Source organism: Gordonia sp. LMA167 (assembly GCF_058130025.1).
Genome location: NZ_CM176708.1, coordinates 2,405,409 through 2,421,523, shown reverse-complemented (window position 1 = coordinate 2,421,523; position 16,115 = coordinate 2,405,409). Strand labels below are relative to the sequence as shown.

Annotated in this window: 14 protein-coding genes; 8 read left to right on the top strand and 6 right to left on the bottom strand. The window is 61.4% G+C overall.

Translation table 11 applies throughout. From position 1 onward, the window contains the following. On the bottom strand, positions 1–1,560 hold the full coding sequence (locus ACVT6V_RS10925; protein WP_489900775.1) for an AMP-binding protein: 1,560 nt from the start codon (positions 1,558–1,560) through the stop codon (positions 1–3). A 353-nt stretch (positions 1,561–1,913) separates the two neighbouring features. After that, positions 1,914–2,513, bottom strand: a complete 600-nt coding sequence (locus tag ACVT6V_RS10920) for a TetR/AcrR family transcriptional regulator (protein ID WP_124708173.1) — start codon at positions 2,511–2,513, stop codon at positions 1,914–1,916. A 100-nt stretch (positions 2,514–2,613) separates the two neighbouring features. On the opposite strand from ACVT6V_RS10920, the gene ACVT6V_RS10915 reads away from it, so the two are divergent. Further along, the gene (locus ACVT6V_RS10915; RefSeq protein WP_489899772.1) at positions 2,614–3,738 is read left to right on the top strand and encodes a serine hydrolase domain-containing protein; all 1,125 of its coding nucleotides are present in this window, start codon (positions 2,614–2,616) and stop codon (positions 3,736–3,738) included. A gap of 59 nt (positions 3,739–3,797) precedes the next feature. Here the strand turns inward: ACVT6V_RS10915 and ACVT6V_RS10910 are convergent, their stop codons facing one another. Together ACVT6V_RS10910 and ACVT6V_RS10905 are read right to left on the bottom strand one after the other, a co-directional pair. Then, on the bottom strand, positions 3,798–4,913 hold the full coding sequence (locus tag ACVT6V_RS10910; protein WP_124708175.1) for an acyl-CoA dehydrogenase family protein: 1,116 nt from the start codon (positions 4,911–4,913) through the stop codon (positions 3,798–3,800). Beyond that, on the bottom strand, positions 4,910–6,214 hold the full coding sequence (locus ACVT6V_RS10905; RefSeq protein ID WP_124708176.1) for an acyl-CoA dehydrogenase family protein: 1,305 nt from the start codon (positions 6,212–6,214) through the stop codon (positions 4,910–4,912). The genes ACVT6V_RS10910 and ACVT6V_RS10905 overlap by 4 nt, the downstream gene beginning before the upstream one ends. Before the next feature lie 152 nt (positions 6,215–6,366). On the opposite strand from ACVT6V_RS10905, the gene ACVT6V_RS10900 reads away from it, so the two are divergent. Together ACVT6V_RS10900 and ACVT6V_RS10895 are read left to right on the top strand one after the other, a co-directional pair. Beyond that, on the top strand, positions 6,367–7,446 hold the full coding sequence (locus tag ACVT6V_RS10900; RefSeq protein ID WP_124708177.1) for an amidohydrolase family protein: 1,080 nt from the start codon (positions 6,367–6,369) through the stop codon (positions 7,444–7,446). A 3-nt stretch (positions 7,447–7,449) separates the two neighbouring features. After that, positions 7,450–8,946 (top strand): class I adenylate-forming enzyme family protein, encoded by a 1,497-nt coding sequence (locus tag ACVT6V_RS10895; protein ID WP_489899771.1) that lies wholly within the window; start codon positions 7,450–7,452, stop codon positions 8,944–8,946. A gap of 90 nt (positions 8,947–9,036) precedes the next feature. Here the strand turns inward: ACVT6V_RS10895 and ACVT6V_RS10890 are convergent, their stop codons facing one another. Beyond that, positions 9,037–9,924, bottom strand: a complete 888-nt coding sequence (locus ACVT6V_RS10890; protein ID WP_124708179.1) for an SDR family NAD(P)-dependent oxidoreductase — start codon at positions 9,922–9,924, stop codon at positions 9,037–9,039. Positions 9,925–9,938: 14 nt separating this feature from the next. Further along, positions 9,939–11,417 (bottom strand): aldehyde dehydrogenase family protein, encoded by a 1,479-nt coding sequence (locus ACVT6V_RS10885; RefSeq protein WP_489899770.1) that lies wholly within the window; start codon positions 11,415–11,417, stop codon positions 9,939–9,941. A gap of 173 nt (positions 11,418–11,590) precedes the next feature. On the opposite strand from ACVT6V_RS10885, the gene ACVT6V_RS10880 reads away from it, so the two are divergent. From ACVT6V_RS10880 to ACVT6V_RS10860, 5 genes are read left to right on the top strand one after another with little or no spacing between them, the layout of a single operon-like run. After that, positions 11,591–12,043 carry a Zn-ribbon domain-containing OB-fold protein gene (locus ACVT6V_RS10880; RefSeq protein ID WP_124708180.1) on the top strand — a complete coding sequence of 151 codons (453 nt, stop codon included), beginning with the start codon at positions 11,591–11,593 and terminating at the stop codon, positions 12,041–12,043. Beyond that, entirely contained in the window at positions 12,040–13,203 is a 1,164-nt protein-coding gene (locus tag ACVT6V_RS10875) for a thiolase family protein (protein ID WP_489899769.1), read from the top strand. Before ACVT6V_RS10880 ends, ACVT6V_RS10875 begins: the two co-directional genes overlap by 4 nt. Then, positions 13,200–14,357 carry an acyl-CoA dehydrogenase family protein gene (locus tag ACVT6V_RS10870; protein ID WP_232016855.1) on the top strand — a complete coding sequence of 386 codons (1,158 nt, stop codon included), beginning with the start codon at positions 13,200–13,202 and terminating at the stop codon, positions 14,355–14,357. The genes ACVT6V_RS10875 and ACVT6V_RS10870 overlap by 4 nt, the downstream gene beginning before the upstream one ends. After that, positions 14,347–15,303, top strand: coding sequence for an acyl-CoA dehydrogenase family protein (locus ACVT6V_RS10865; RefSeq protein WP_124711244.1), 957 nt, complete (start codon positions 14,347–14,349; stop codon positions 15,301–15,303). Before ACVT6V_RS10870 ends, ACVT6V_RS10865 begins: the two co-directional genes overlap by 11 nt. Next, positions 15,300–16,112 carry an enoyl-CoA hydratase/isomerase family protein gene (locus ACVT6V_RS10860; protein ID WP_124708182.1) on the top strand — a complete coding sequence of 271 codons (813 nt, stop codon included), beginning with the start codon at positions 15,300–15,302 and terminating at the stop codon, positions 16,110–16,112. The genes ACVT6V_RS10865 and ACVT6V_RS10860 overlap by 4 nt, the downstream gene beginning before the upstream one ends. The last annotated feature ends 3 nt before the right edge of the window (positions 16,113–16,115 follow it).

Sequence of the window (16,115 nt, the reverse complement as noted above, 5' to 3'; positions counted from 1 at the left end):
TCATTCCGACTCGGCCAAATCCTCACGGAGAACGCGTCGCAACAGTTTTCCTGACGCGGAGTACGGAAGCAAGTCGCGAAACTCGACCGTCTTGGGTACTTTGTACTTCGCAACCGAGTGAGCAAGTTCGCCGAGGATCTCAGAGGCGAGATGATCATCGGGACGATGACCCGCAGCCGGCACCACCACCGCGTGCACTCGCTGCCCCCACTCCTCGTCGGGCAGACCCAGCACGGCGACGTCGTCCACAGCGGGATGGGTCCGCATCACGTCCTCGATCTCTGCGGGATAGATGTTCACCCCTCCGGAAAGGATCATGTCGGTGCGCCTGTCGACGAGATACAGCCATCCGCTGCCATCGATGTACGCCATGTCCCCAGTCGTGAAGTACTCTCCGCGCCGCGCTGACACGGTCTTTTCTGCATCGCCGAAGTATTCCGATGCCAGCCCCCCAGGATTCCGAATCCACAGCGTTCCGGTCACTCCTGCGCCGACGCCGTTGCCGTCCTCATCGAGGATCTGCATATCAGCGCCGTTGCCGTCAACACGTCCGACACTGCCCGGATGCTCGAGCCAGTCCTGGGGCGAGATGCTGGTGCCGAAACCTTCGGTCGACGCATAATATTCGTAGAGAACGGGGCCCAGCCACTCCATGATGTGCCGTTTGACAGTGACCGGGGTTGGTGCGCCCGAATGCGATACAACCTGCAGCGTGCTGGTATCGAACTGTGCCCGCTCATCGGCGGTGAGCTGCAACAGACGGTAGAAGTGGATAGGCGCCAGTTGAGCGGTGGTGACCCCATGACGCTGAACGAGCCTCAAGAACTCTCTGCTGTCCCACTTGTCCATGAGGACGAGACTGTGCCCGTGATGAAGCGCCTGTGTCCCCCAGCCGAGGGGCGCTCCATGGTATAGCGGTCCACTCACCAGACTGACCGCTGTGACGTCGTGCTGCATTCCACGCAGTGCCATCAACGGATCGAGCGCCCTGGCAGCTGACTCCGGATCCACCTCCCGCGAGGGCCAACTGACGCCTTTGGGCCTGCCAGTCGTGCCGGAGGTGTACATCATCACCGATCCGTGCACGCGGTCCAACGGTGGGTCCTCGCTGTACTGGTCGATGAGATCCGAGAACCTCCGACCGGAGGACGTGGACGGTCCCAGCAGGAGACACCGGTCAGACGGCAATGACGCTGTCGCCATCGCCAGTTGAGCGACCGACTCGTAGTTCGCGTGCACCAACAGCAGCCTGCTGTCACCATTCGTGACGATATATGCGATTTCGGGTGCGGTGAGGTGATAGTTCACTGGAACCACCTTGACGCCAACCTGTTCGGCACCCAGCAGGATTGCCAGGAAGTCCGCACAATTCGGCGACAACAGCGCAACGCGGTCACCGGCGACAATGTTTGCTGCGCGCAACGCGTGTGAGATTCGGTTGGCCAGTCGGTGTAGTTCGCCAAACGTGTGGGATGTCCCACCGGGTTCGACCACCGCGATGCGGTCGGGGTTGAGGTCCGCGTACTGGAAGAAGCTGTCGGGCCGAGCGACTGCAGGCACATCGTCCGCACCGACACCGCCGTCCTTATAGACCTGCACGAGCAACCCCTTCCACGATGCGTGGACAACTTCCACCTTCGCCACCGGACATTCCCGAAGTATCTCGCCGCAGAAAGCTGCCGGATTCGCAATGGTGAAACTTGTCCGCCCAGCGACGACGGTTGCCCACCCTCGTCGGCATCCACCACGCCGGGGCTTCGCTATGGCGTCGGCAGTGGCCAGTACCGCAACCAGAATCGGTGATCAAGCGCATGAGACCATACTAACAATGCCATCTATACATGTATAGTAGGCAAGAGCACTCCACCTCAGAGTCGTCACGCAACGGAACCGGAAGAGCCGGCGCGGCTCGGCTACGAAGGCGGATAATGATCCAACAGACCGGCGAGCGCATGATCGAAACTCTTGCGAGAACGGAGTTGCATCAGATACGCCGACATATCGGCATCCGGGTGGGAGGTCGGCGCGGTTTGAAAGTTGGCACTCTCGTGTACCAAAAGGTGACCGAGTACGAGTTGTTGCACACCCGCGTACGCCTCTTGCGCACGATCGCGGTCCAGCCCTGCTCGTTCGAACTGTCGAATGCTGAAGAACAACAGACGTCGGGCGTTGGGGAGCAACTTGCTCGTCAAGACCACCGAGCTCAATCCAGGAAGGCTCAACAAAGAGTCAATCGAGGCGTTCACGGTGTACGTGAACAGGTCCCGCCATTCACCAGACTCGGGATCAGGAAGGTCGATTTGACCGAGCAGCTCATCACCGACAAGTCGGAGGAGTTCATCCTTGTCCTCTACATGATGGTAGAGCGCCATTGCCGACACCCCCAGCTGAGCTGCTACAGCGCGCATCGTGAGCTTCTCGATCCCGCGTTCCCGGATCATCTCGGTCGCGGTTGCCGCGATAGCGACACGCCCCAGGGGGCTGCGCTCGCGAACAGATTTCTTGGTGGCCACCCTCGCCTGCCTTTCGTGACACGAACTTCATCCAGGGTACGAACTTTACTCGTACAACTCGATTCTTCGTGCGTCGGCACCCCAAGCCAGTACGTGAAACATGTATCAGAACACAAAGGAGCATCCATTGCAGACTCAACGAGTCGACCATCGACGACTCAACATCTTGCTAGACCGCATCCGACTTGAGATTGACGACGGCACACTGCCATCGGCGCAGGTCTCAGTCTCGGTCAACGACGAGGAATACGCTTTCGAAGCGTTTGGGCAAGCAACCACCGATACGCGGTACGTACTGCAGTCAGCCGGCAGGCCCGTTGTGGCCGGTGTGGTCTGGAAGCTGATTTCCGATGGACTGTTGGACATCTCGAGATCGGTCGCGTCGTACATTCCCGAATTCGGTAGTAATGGCAAAGACATCGTCACCGTTGAGCAGGTTCTCACCCACATGGGCGGATTCCCGCTGGCGCCTCTCGCATTTCCTCAGATGCTCGACCGCGACAAGCGCCTCGAGGCGTTCGCAAAGTGGCGCCTGACCTCGGCACCGGGTACCAAACTCGAGTTTCACTTGACCTCTGCCGCCTGGGTGATCGCCGAACTGTGCCAGCGTGTCACCGGCTCCCCGATCAGCGAGTACCTCCGCTCGACATTGACCGAGCCACTACATCTCGACAGCATCGAGATCGGACCACCACTCGCCGCCCAAGACAACGTGGCACCGTTCGTGCGGGTGGGCGCCGCCGACGACAACTCTGAGGTCTACCCGTGGGGGCCATGGTATCTCGCGAGACCAGAGATCCTCGCTGCCGGCGAACCAAGTCACTCGATGGTTGCAAACGCATCCGACCTTGCACGCTGGTACCAGGCCTTGATGCACTCACCGCTCTGGCGACGCGATGTCGTCGAAGACGCGTTGCGCATTCGGGTCAGATTGCCGATCGAAGGTGAACGCGGCGGCACCGCCAGCGTACCTGGCAATATTGCACTTTTCGTGGCAGTAGTCGGCGACGACGGCCTGTCGCGTGCGTTCCTGCCGACAGCGACGGGTCCGACGACCTTCGGCCACGGCGGTGCACCGTGCCAGATCGCCTTCGGCGACCCCAGCACCGGATTGTCGTTCGCATTTCTGACCAACGGATACCCGCCATCCGGCTACGATCAGTCCCGCGCCGGACTGAACCGGATCATCAACATCGCCAATCTTGCGGCAGACTGTCTCGCCTGACAATCGGTGACGATCAACGGGGTGGCGGCAGCTGCTCGCGCCGCCACCCCGACCTCCGATCAGATTCCCAAACGCTCCAAGAGCCGCTCGTGCGAGAGCGCGGGCCCTCCCAGCAGCATCTCTGAGGCTTTCGCGCGGCGGAAATAGAGGTGCGCCGGGTGATCCCAGGTAAATCCGATGCCACCGTGAACCTGAATTGTCTCCTTGGCGACGAACATTGCCGCAGCTGACGCCGTGATGTGCGCCGCTGCCGCAGTCACTGCCGACTCGGCAGTGTTCTGTTCCGACGCTCTGACAGCAACGGTAGTTGCAGCCCTGGCCATTTCGAGCTGCGCAAGCATCTCGGCACAGATGTGTTTCACTGCTTGAAAGGTACCGACCGGGCGGCCGAACTGGACCCTCGTCTTGGCGTACATCGTGCTCATCTCCAGACACCGCTGAGCGAGGCCCACCTGTTCGGATGCAAGCGCAAGTCCGGCAACGTCGAGCACTCGGGACAGGAGCCTTCCGCCCCCACCTTGCCTGCCGATCAGAACGGCCGGGGTGGCGTCGAGATCGACTGTCGCCAGTGGTCGAGTTCCGTCCAGCACTCGCATCGCCTCCACCTGAACGCTTTTGTCGCTGCGCTCGACCGCGAACAGCGTCGGTCCCGCTGTGGTGCGCGCAAAAACGAAGATCACGTCCGCGGTCTCCGCGTTGGGAACCCAGAACTTCTTACCCGTCAGCTCCCAGGTTTGGTCGGCCTTCAGTTCGGCCCGTGTTCGGATGACAGCGGCGTCCCACGAACCATCGCGCTCCGCCGCAGCGACCGTCGCGAGCTTCGATCCGTCGGTCAACGCGGGGAGGTACCTAGCACAGGCAGCATCGTCACCCGAATCCAGCAGGGTCTGCGCCGCAACGAATGCGGCGAAGTATGGTGTCGGCGCCAGTGTCCTGCCCATCTCCTCGAATACGACCGCCACTTCGCGCAATCCGTAGCCTTCACCGCCGAAGCGTTCGGGAATTGCCAGGCCCTGGAGCCCGAGACCGGAGCTCATCTCCATCCAGATCTCGGCATCAAAGGCTGTCGTTGTCTCGATCAGCTCACGAACCCTCGATTCGGGGAGCCTGGTCTCAAGAAACTTGCGGACGCTGGCTCGGAGTTCGGCCAGTTCTTGCAGTGTGGTAACAGTCATCGTGCTTCTCCCCCTGTCGTGGCGTGGCGCTGAGGCCGGAAAGGCGACTTCGAGTCGATTCCAGGGTCTTTCGGCAATCCCAGAACTTGCTCCGCGAGTATGTTCTTCATGATCTCTTCTGTCCCACCAAGAATTCGCAGCGCCGGGGATGCCAAGAGGAACTCTGACCACGAGTACGTGCCCCAATCGCCGTTGTCGGCTATGATTCGGGGTCCCAGTACGTCTGAAGCAAAATGCGCACTGCGAGTGAGGTTTCTGCCGTGCATGAGCTTGGCGATCGAGCGTTCCGGACCGGCTGCCTGGCCGGTTTCCATTGCCTGGGCCGCCATCTCGTTCAGACCGTCGACCGCCATTGCTTCTGCGATGAGCTGGCTCAGGTCTCGACGCAGCGCACGATCATCCCAGGTCCAGGTGGCTCGCATCAAAGCCGACAGATGCTTGGGCGTCAACGCACGGTCGATGTCCTCCGTGTCCGATCCCGCGACGACATCACGTTCCTTGGTCAGCGTGGTCAGGGCGACAGACCAACCGCCATTCACTTCGCCGAGGCGGTTACCGTCCGGCACCCGGACATCGGTCAGGAACACCTCGTTGAACTCCTCGCCACCGGTCATCTGGCGCAGTGGCCGCACCTCGACCCCGGGCGCCGTCATGTCGATGATGAAGGCTGTCATGCCACGGTGTTTCGGCAGCTCTGGATCTGTGCGACAGAGAATCTCGCCGATAGCGCTGTGCTGTGCAGCCGATGTCCAGACCTTCTGCCCATTCAGAATCCATTCATCGCCTTGCTGAACAGCCCTGGTCTCGACGGATGCCAGATCTGAACCCGCCCCCGGCTCGGAAAAGAGCTGACAGGCGATCTTGTCCCCGCTGTACATCGCCGGCAGCAGGCTCGCTCGCAGCTCATCATTGCCGTGTTCGAGAATGGTCGGTCCGATCATCCCCAGGCCTACCACCGAGAGCTGATTCGTATCTGGTACGTCGAAGTCGGCTTCGACTGAGTTGTAGATCATCTGATAGTTCACTGGCAGGTCGAGCCCACCGAACTCGGATGGACCAGTGATCCAGCCCCAACCGTTTTCGTATCGCGTTCTCTGCCATTTCTTTGCGGCGAGAACCGCATCTCGTTCTTGTTCCGCGGTGCCACTGGCGAAGTAGCTGACACTGTCTCTACCTTGGCCCCACTCCCTGGCCGAATCAGTCCGCGGCCGCGCGGTGGCCGACAAGAATCGTCGAGCCGATTGCTCAAAGGCGCTGGGATCTTCTGTGTCCGGTCGTAGACCGCCACCGTGTTCGGCCATAGCCATCCTCCTCAGGCAGTTCGTAATGATGCGGAGTACGGATTGTGATGCACACCATCCCCTACTATACATGTATAGTAGGGGAAGCCGCCGCTGCGGCGTAGACGCGTGAACTGTGCGCGACCCCTAACCGCCACCGAGAAGAGGGACACATGACGAAGATTTGGGCCAACTCCGCCGATTCTCACGTGCTAGAGCCCGACGACCTCTGGACTCAGCGCCTGCCACAACGACTGGCCGATCGAGCGCCCCGCGCCGAACGCGGCGAAAAATTTGAGGTGCTGTACATCGACGGCAAACAGATCAACCGACAGTTGAACGATTTCATGGACGCAATCCGCCCCCCGGGCGCTCGCGATCTCGACATTCGACTGAAAGACCTTGACCAAGAGGGCGTGTGGGCACAGCTTGCCTTTCCTTCCATGGGCTTTTGGACCGTAGAGATCCAAGATCCCGAGCTCGCGCGCGAAGTCGTCCGCGCATGGAACGACTGGGCCTACGAGGAAGTTCTGCAGAAGAACGACCGTATCTTCACTCCCGCGATCGTTCCCATCGCGGATGTCTCTGACGCCGTCGCTGAGCTCGAGCGGGCAGTGGGAATGGGATTTCAGACGGTATTTCTGCCGTGCGGGACCAGGCCGGGTGAAGAGTGGGGCCTCGACAAATGGGAGCCGCTGTGGGCCGCCGCCGAGGAACACAACACGGTTTTGTCTTTCCACATCGGAACTGGCGGTGAGAACGTCGTGTACCGGGGCCCCGGTGGGGCTGTCGTGAACTACATGGAGACGACGTATCCAGGCATGAGGGTTGTGTCGCACATGGTTGCAGGTGGCGCCCTCGATCGGCATCCAGACCTCAAAATCCTCATCGCCGAGGGCGGCGCAGCATGGGTGCCCGCAATAGGCGACCGCATGGACGAGGCCTACCGTCAGCACGGGATGTTCGTGCGCCCAAAGCTTGATCGCCTACCCAGCGAGATCGTTCGCCATCAGGTGTATGCATCGTTCCAGCACGACATCAGCGGCGTTCAGATCATCGAGGGGACCAACTACCGCAACGTCTGCTGGGGTGATGACTATCCACACCTCGAGGGGACATACGGTCACACTCAGGAGACCCTGCGCACACTGTTTGACGGCGTCGATCCGGCAATCCAAGACAGGGTCTTACGCGGCACGTTCGCGGAACTGTTCCGCATCCCGGAACGAACCGCACAAGACGAGGCACGTTAGTAGATGCCTATCGCATTGATACTCGAGATGGCCGCGGACACCTATGGCGAACGCGTTGCGCTCACCGCTGACGGGCGCACCCTCACCTACGGTGGCGTCCGTCGGGCTGCAGCGGGCGGTGCGCGGTTGATCATTGAAAGTGGCGCACAATCTCTGGTTTTCGTAGGTCTCAACGGTCCGGTGGTGCCGTGCCTGCTGTTCAGCGCGGGACTGGCCGGGGTACCGCTGACCCCACTGAACTACCGACTGTCGCCCGACCAACTCGCCGATCAGATTGCCGAACTGCCCAACCCGTTGATCGTCGTGGATCACACCTACGTCGACACGGTCCGGCCGGTTCTGCCGAGCGTGATCACCACCGATGAATGGATCGCGAACTCCCTGGGTGCAGATCCGCTCGACGAGCACCCGGTCAATGATGACAAAGCCGCCGTCATCTTGTTCACCAGCGGAACCACCTCGAAGCCCAAAGGGGTGGTCCTCAAGCACGAACACCTGGTCAACTACGTCCTGCAGACTGTCGAATTCGCCTCGGCACCAGAAGATTCGGCAGCGCTGGTCAGCGTCCCGCCGTATCACATCGCCGGCATGGGCACGGTGCTCACAAACATATACGCCGGCCGGCGGATGGCCTATCTGCCCAACTTCACCGGCCGCGGTTGGCTGGATCTGGTGCGCTCGGAGAATGTGTCGAACGCCATGCTCGTACCCACGATGCTCGCGCGAATCCTCGATGAGCTTGGCGATACCATCGCCGACACCCCGTCGCTGCGCGCTCTCGCGTATGGCGGAGCCCGAATGCCTCGGCCTGTACTCGAACGGGCCCTGCGGCAGTTTCCAGATGTCGACTTCGTCAATGCCTACGGGCTCACCGAGACCAGTTCCACCGTGGCAGTCCTAGGTCCAGAAGATCATCGGCGGGCTTTCACCGGCGATCCGGTCGCCAGACGGCGTCTCGATTCGGTCGGGCGGCTCGTACCCGGGGTAGAGGGAATAATTCGAGGTCCGGGCGGCACCACGCTGGCAACGGGCGAGGTTGGCGAACTCTGGGTCCGCGGGCCACAGGTGTCCGGGACATACGTCGGTATTGGTTCTGTGCTCGATGTCGACGGATGGTTCCCGACCAAAGACCGCGCTTCGCTGGACCCGGACGGATATCTGTTCATTGAAGGGCGCTCAGACGACACCATCATCCGGGGTGGTGAGAACATCTCGCCGTCAGAGATCGAGGTTGTCCTTGTCGAACATCCCAGCGTGAGTGACGTCGCCGTCTTCGGCGCCGACGACGACGAATGGGGTGAACGCATCGTTGCTGTGGTTGTCGTCACCGGAGTCGGCGAATCCCCATCGGCGGAAGCTCTTCGTCAGTATGTCCGCCAACAGCTTCGCGGTTCCCGGACACCCGACGACGTCGTGTTTGCCGAGTCATTGCCGTACACCGCGACGGGAAAACTGTTGCGCAACAAGCTCAAGACTGGGTACACCGGTACTACGGTGTAGCCGAGCGACCCCAAAGCGGCGGCACACCCTGACGTGGTGTGCCGCCGCTCCGGCGAGAACTTGTCATGCAGCTGTTTCTATCCTTCGCCGTCAGTCGGCCTGATCGCGAAGCTCTTCCGGTATCGAGCCGGCGGTGATGTCGTTGTCTTCGCCGAGGTCAGTCGGGAAGATTATCGAGGAACGAGCGAATTGCCCGCCATCGGCTGACTGAATGGTCTGTCCGGTCATGTAGAGCGACTCGTCGGACGCCAGGAACAGAGCGAGACTAGAGTTGTCGCGCAGATTCGGCGGGCGATCGAGCCGAAGCGGCATCGCTCGATGGTCGGGATCCCAGGGTGACATCTCCTCGTACGACTTCCCGAGCACGTCAGCCTCTGCGGGGAGCGCGAAGTTGACCGACATACCGTGCGTTGGGCACAGCGCATTCGCGCGAATTCCGAACTTGCCCAACTCGATGGCTGCGGCGTGGACGAGACCGTTCGCGCCCGCTTTCGACGCCGTGTACATCGGAAACCCCGGGTATGCGACAAACGCCGCCGCAGAGGTGGTTGCAAGCAGGTTGCCGCTATGGTTGTTCGTCACCATCCACTTCGCTGCATGCTTCCATGCGAGATAGATCCCCGTGGTGTTCACTCTGAATATGTTGTCCCAGTCTTCGAGCGACGAGTCGATGAACGGTTGCGAACCAAACCCTGGCTCCGGGATCCCTGCGTTGGCCCACATGACGTCGATACGTCCGAAGTTGGCAACGGTCTGGGATACAAGATTCTTGATGTCTGCCTCTTTGCGGACGTCGGCATCAATGGCGACGGCAGTCCCACCGGCAGCCTCGACCTCCTTCGCCGCCGCCTCGGCACGGCCGGGCACGATGTCGCTTGTGACGATCGTCGCTCCTTCCGACGCGAACAACGATGCGGCGTCGCGTCCCAGACCTGAACCCGATCCGGTGATGACGACAATTTTGCCTTGCAACCTCATATTCAAAGCTCCTTTCAGGGATTGTTCGGGCTGGCAATTGTTTTGAGCTGCAGGTACTCACGGAAGCCCGCTTCGCCGTGCTCCACTCCATCACCACTGATCCCGTAGCCGCCGAAAGGTGAATCCGGCGAAAGGTAAAAGGAGTTGTTGATGTTGACAGTGCCCGCCTTGAGGCGGTTCGCGACGTTCCACGCTCGATCCTCGTCACGTGACTGGACGTACGCCGAAAGGCCGTAGCGGCTGTTGTTGGCGACCCGGACGGCTTCATCGTCGTCGCCGACATAGCGGATCACCGTGAGCACAGGACCGAAGACTTCTTCCTGCGCGATCTCGGCGTTCTCGTCGACATCTGCGACCACCGTCGGCAGGTACCAGAAGCCCTTCCCATTGACGTCGGCGCGCCGACCGCCGGTGACGACACGGGCGCCCGCCGCAACCGCCCGGTCGACGAGCCCTTCGATCCGCTGCAGTTGCTCTTCACGGATAATCGGTCCGACGACAGTGCCCAGATCGGTTGGATCTCCCCACGGCAACGCGCTCACGGCAGCTTCCAGCCGAGCGACGACTTCATCGTAGATGTCGGCATGTACGACCATGCGTGTCGCAAGCGCGCAGCCCTGCCCGCTGTTCGCCATGCACATGCCCACACCAAGTGCGGTAGCCATGTCCAAGTCCGCGTCCGGTAGCAGGACGTTGGCGGACTTACCACCGAGTTCGAGTACCACATGGCGGATACCGACAGCCGCGTTCTGCGCAATACGTTGTCCCACAGCGGGTGAGCCCGTGAAGTGGAACAGGTCGACGCGAGGATCAGTAGTAAGCGCCTCGCCTGCGATCGCCTTGTCCGACGAGCTGATCGTATTCAAAACGCCTGTGGGAATATCAGTTGACTCGGCGGCCACCTTGGCGATGAGCGCTGCGCTCAGGGGCGTGTCCGGCGCACTTTTCAGGACGACCGTGTTACCCGTCGCGAGGGCGTGCGCCACCTTCCAGAGGTTGGTCATGAACGGGGCATTCCATGGGGTGATGGCACCGACTACGCCGTACGGCTCGTACCGGATCCGCCGATTGCTCGACATACCCATCAGGTCGTACGCCGGCAGGTCTTCCTCCCAGCGCCACGTCCCAATCAGACCGTTGAAATAGTCCATGTCTTCGATCATGGCGTCGACGTGCGTCACCGTCGCTTGTTGAGGAGTTCCGGCCTCCGCTGTTGCGAGCTGACGGAATTGCGGTGCCGCTTCACGTAGGGCCGCCTGCAGCTGGGTGAGACAGCGTCGACGGAAGTCGTGGTTGGTACTCCAGTCGGTGGTATCAGCGGCAATTCGCGCAGCCGAGACGGCCGCTGCCACATCCTCAGGCCCCGCATCGGCAACCGATGCGACCACTGATTGGTCCGCCGGGTTGATGACGGCATAACGAAGGCCAGACGACGCCTCCCTGAACTCGCCGCCGATGAACAGACGGCCCTCGTAATCCACACTTGTTGTCAACGTCGCTCCATTGCTCGATTTCACAGGCAATCGCCGTCAATGCGGATGCCTGTCGTGCGGCCAACTATACATGTATAGTTGGCCGGTGTGAACGGGTTCACACCGAATATTTCACCCACCGAACGGGTGTCGCCGCCGGACGGCGAGCCCGAGACCGCGCGATTGGAGCTGCCATGGCATTGAAGTCGATAGCCGAAAGACTGTTCGTAGAGGTCGACGACGGCGTTCAACTGATCGGAGGTCGCTGCGACGACTGCAACGAGGTCTTTTTTCCGACGCGAAGCACGTGTGGACGATGCCAGAGTGAGCATGTCACCGACGAGACTCTGCCCCGGCGCGGCAAGGTGTGGACCTGGACAAGCCAGTCATTCCTGCCGAAAGAGCCCTACAACGGCTCGGAAACCGAGGCAGACTTCGAGGCATTCGTAGTCGGGTATATCGATCTCCCCGGTGCGTGCATCGTCCAAGGCAGGATCGACGTCCCCGCTGACCGAGCCGTCGAGTTGGCGGACCTGGGAACCGAAGTCGAGTCCTTCGCCTACGAGTTCAGACGCCGGAGCGATGGAGAAATGGTCCATACCTACGCATTTCGTCCGGTTGTCACGAAGGCAGGGGAAACCAAATGAGCAACTCTGATTCGATCGCGATCATCGGAATCGGCATCCACCCTTTCGGGCGCTTTGATGCCAGTGCCCAGGACATGGCCCTGACCGCAATCCGGTTGGCACTCAAAGATGCCGGCGTCACGTGGCCAGACATCCAGATCGCTACCGGCGGTAGCTTGGACGGCGGGCAGGCAGATGTGATGGTCGGCCAACTCGGCCCCACCGGCCTACCTTTCATCAACGTCCTCAATGGCTGCGCCACAGGCGCCGCCAGTCTCATCACCGCACGCAACATGATCACCAGCGGTATGGGCGATCTCGGATTGGTGGTCGGGTTCGACAAACACCCACGTGGAGCGTTCACGGCGCCCGACGTGACCACGTGGGGCGTAGGCCACTGGTACGGGGAGACGGGGATGTTCGTCAACCCGCAGTTCTTCGGGATGAAGGCTCGCCGATACATGCACGACCACGACATTCCCCTCGAGAGTCTGACCGATGTCGCCGAGAAGGCATTCAGGAATGGCGAACTCAATCCCAATGCCTGGCGGCGCAAGCCCATCCCACGCGAGCAGATCGAAAACTCGCGCCTGATCAACGATCCACTTCGCCAATTCATGATCTGCTCGCCGAGCGAGGGAGCCGTCGCGCTCGTGGTCTGTCGCGCGGAGGTGGCCGACAAGTACACCGATTCACCGATCTACGTCCGAGCAGCGGAGTTGGCCAGTCGTAAGTACGGGTCATTCGAACTGTTCCAGACCTCGCTCCCGCACGACCTGCCGCCTACACCGTCCGAGATGTCGTCACAAAAAGCTTATGCAGCAGCAGGACTGACCCCACAAGATATCGACGTGTGGCAGGTGCAAGACACCGAAAGCGGTGCCGAGATCATGCACATGGCCGAGGTCGGGCTCTGCGAACACGGAGCGCAACCAGAACTCATCCGCTCGGGTGCCACCTCCATCGGTGGTTCACATCCGGTCAACACCGATGGTGGCCTTCTCGCCAACGGGGAGCCGGTCGGGGCATCCGGTCTGCGAATGGTCTATGAAGCGAGCCTCCAGCTACGAGGGCAAGCCGGCGAACGTCAGGTAGACGATCCCCAGACGGCGTTGACCCACGTCTACGGTGCCCCTGGAATCAGTGCGGCCACAATCCTGAGCAAGGTGGCCTCGTCGTGACGGTGACCGACGAATCCCGGACCCTGCATGACTTCGAAGAGGCGCTTCACGAGTCCTCCGACGAACTCGCCCACCTACGGATGCCAGCCCACGCACTCGGGCAACAGCTTTCGAACTCTGCAGAATTGATGGACTGGCTCTATCGCGGAGGTTGGACTCGTTGGGGGTGGCCCGAGACCATCGGGGGGTTCGGCGGACCAGCAACCATCCGCTGTCAGATCTACGAGAAACTGGCACTGAGTGGCTACCGCATACCCGATCATCTCTTCGTTCTGGAGGTGGTCGGGCCGGCAGTGGTGTCTCACGCACCTTCGCTCGCCGCCGAAATGATGCCGAAAGCCCTCAGCGGCGTGGAGCTCTGGTGCCAGGGGTTCTCTGAGCCCGAGGCCGGTAGCGACCTCGCGTCGCTGCGGACGCGGGCCGTTGCCCGTGATGACGGGAGCTTCTCGGTCAGCGGGCAGAAGATCTGGACCTCCTACGGGGCTCGCGCGGATCGGATTGTCCTCCTCGCCAGAACTGGCTCCGCGGACAGTCGACATCGCGGGCTGAGCATGATGCTCGTCGACCTCGACCAAGACGGAATCGAACGCCGGCCGATTGCTCTGGCCAGCGGACGAGAGGAACTGTCCGAGATCTTCTTCACGGACGTGCGGGTCGATTCGTCGCGCCTCATCGGCGACATCGACGGAGGGTGGAAAGTGGCCATGGATTTGCTGCAGTACGAGCGAGGGGTCTACGCCTGGATGAGGATGGCGAGCACGACCGCTCATCTGGCACAGATTCTGCGCCAGATGAGTGACAAACCGGATGCGTTGGCAGCCGACGTCGTCGGCCGGGCGTATCTGGCGCTGGCGGGCTTGCGCGCCCGGACTGCATCGACCCTCCGTCGTCTGTCCGCGGATGAGGTCGTCGGTGCCCAGACAAGCGTGGACAAGCTGTTGCTGTCGACCGCTGAACAAAAGGTGCTGGATGCGTCGCTGACGCTCTTGGATGCCGAACTCCTCATCGGTGACCGCGCTGTTGACGCTGGTTGGCGTGACGAATGGTGGTACTCCCGTGCCGCATCCGTGTATGGCGGCGCTAGGGAGATCCAGCACAGCATCATCGCCGATCGTATTCTCGGCCTGCCCAAGGAGAGTTCCCGTGGACGCTGAAACACAAGACCTGTTGCGCGAGTCCGTACGCGCTCTGATGCTGTCCGAACCATCCGACCTCGTCGCTGAACTCGCCGAGCTCGGATGGGCAGAAGCAGTCGCCGATGACGAGCCCGCCACGATCGGCCTGTTGTTCGCAGAACAGGGAGCAACAGCAACCGCATCTGCCGTACTGGATGTCGTCATGACCGATGCCTGCGGCATCGGAGCCAACGGTGCCAACGCGCCACGGTTACCGGTCGTCCACCCGCTCGCTCGGACTGCCACATCAATCGACGGCGCCCACCTGGTGGTCGACGGTGTTTCACTGAGTTCGGCCGAGTTCTCCACCGACATGCTCGTGGCATCGCCTGACGACGAAACCGTGATTCTCCGTGTTCCGCGCCCGCAGCCACATGAGACGGCCGCGGTCTCGGGTTTCGACCCGTCCTCCAAGTTCCACCACATACAGTTCAGGGTTCCGATCGCCGAGGCCGAAGACATGGGAGCCGATTGGCGGATCGCGCGGGCCGCAGGGCGCCGTGCGCTCGCGGGCGAGCTCGTCGGCAACGGAAGGGCAATGCTCGGCATTGCCGTCGACCAAGTCAGCCATCGTGAACAATTCGGGCGTGCAATCGGGGCCAATCAGACACCACGTCACCGATTGGCCGATTCCTATGTCCATCTGGCGGCCGCGAACGAGTTGGTCGACGCGGCGTGGTCGAGCCAGAACGAGTGGGACGCGATCGTTGCAAAGACCTACGCCGGGTACGCCAATGAGCTGACTGCCAGTGCCTGCCTTCAGGTCTGCGGAGCAATCGGTCTCACGTCCGAGCATCGGTTGGGCGGGTACGTCAAACGAGCCCGGATGCTCGACGCGCTGTACGGCGGCTGGCACAGATCGATCCAGCGCATCGGAATGGACCTGACGGCCTCGGGCTCGCTGCCGCAGGGAGCGTCGGCGTGACCGAGCAAACGACAACTCCACATTGCCGATTCGACGTCGTCGAGGATCGCATCGCCCGGCTGACAATCAATCGCCCTGAGCGCCTGGGAGCGTATACGCCACAAATGTGTTCGGAGATGCTCGCCGCAGTCAAACGAGTACAACTCGATGATTCGATTCGCGTGCTGATCCTCACCGGCACAGGCCGAGGGTTCTGCACCGGTGGCGATGTTTCACCAGACGCCGGGTTCGGCGACGCGCTCTCTCACCAAATCGGGCGGGCACGAGAACTCCGCGAAGATTCTCACGCGCTTGTGACCGCGCTTCACAAGTTGGACAAACCAGTCGTCTGCGCAATCAACGGAATCACTGTCAACGGTGGCCTCGCGTTCGCTCTGGCCTGCGATATCCGGATTGTCGCGGCCAGTGCCCGACTCGGAGACACCAGCGGGCGAGCTGGGCTGCTGCCCGATGAGGGCGGTGCTTGGCTGTTCCCCCGGACGATGGGATACGACAAGGCGTTCAGAATGGTCACCCTATCGGAGATCTATGACGCCCAGACTGCGCTCGGGCTGGGGTTGGCGACCGAAGTCGTGCCCGACGAAGAGCTCGAAATGCGTGCCCTCACCCTCGCAAGACAGTTTGCACAGGGGGCGCCACTCGCAATCCGAGCGGTGAAGATGATGATGAGGAGAGCTATGGAAAGCACCCTGGAGTCGTCCCTGGGCGATTCTCAGCAGGCAGTATTGTGGGTGGGTCCGAGCAACGACGCACTGGAAGGCAAAACGGCCTTCCTCGAGCGACGGAGCCCGAACTTCACCGGCAACTGAGTG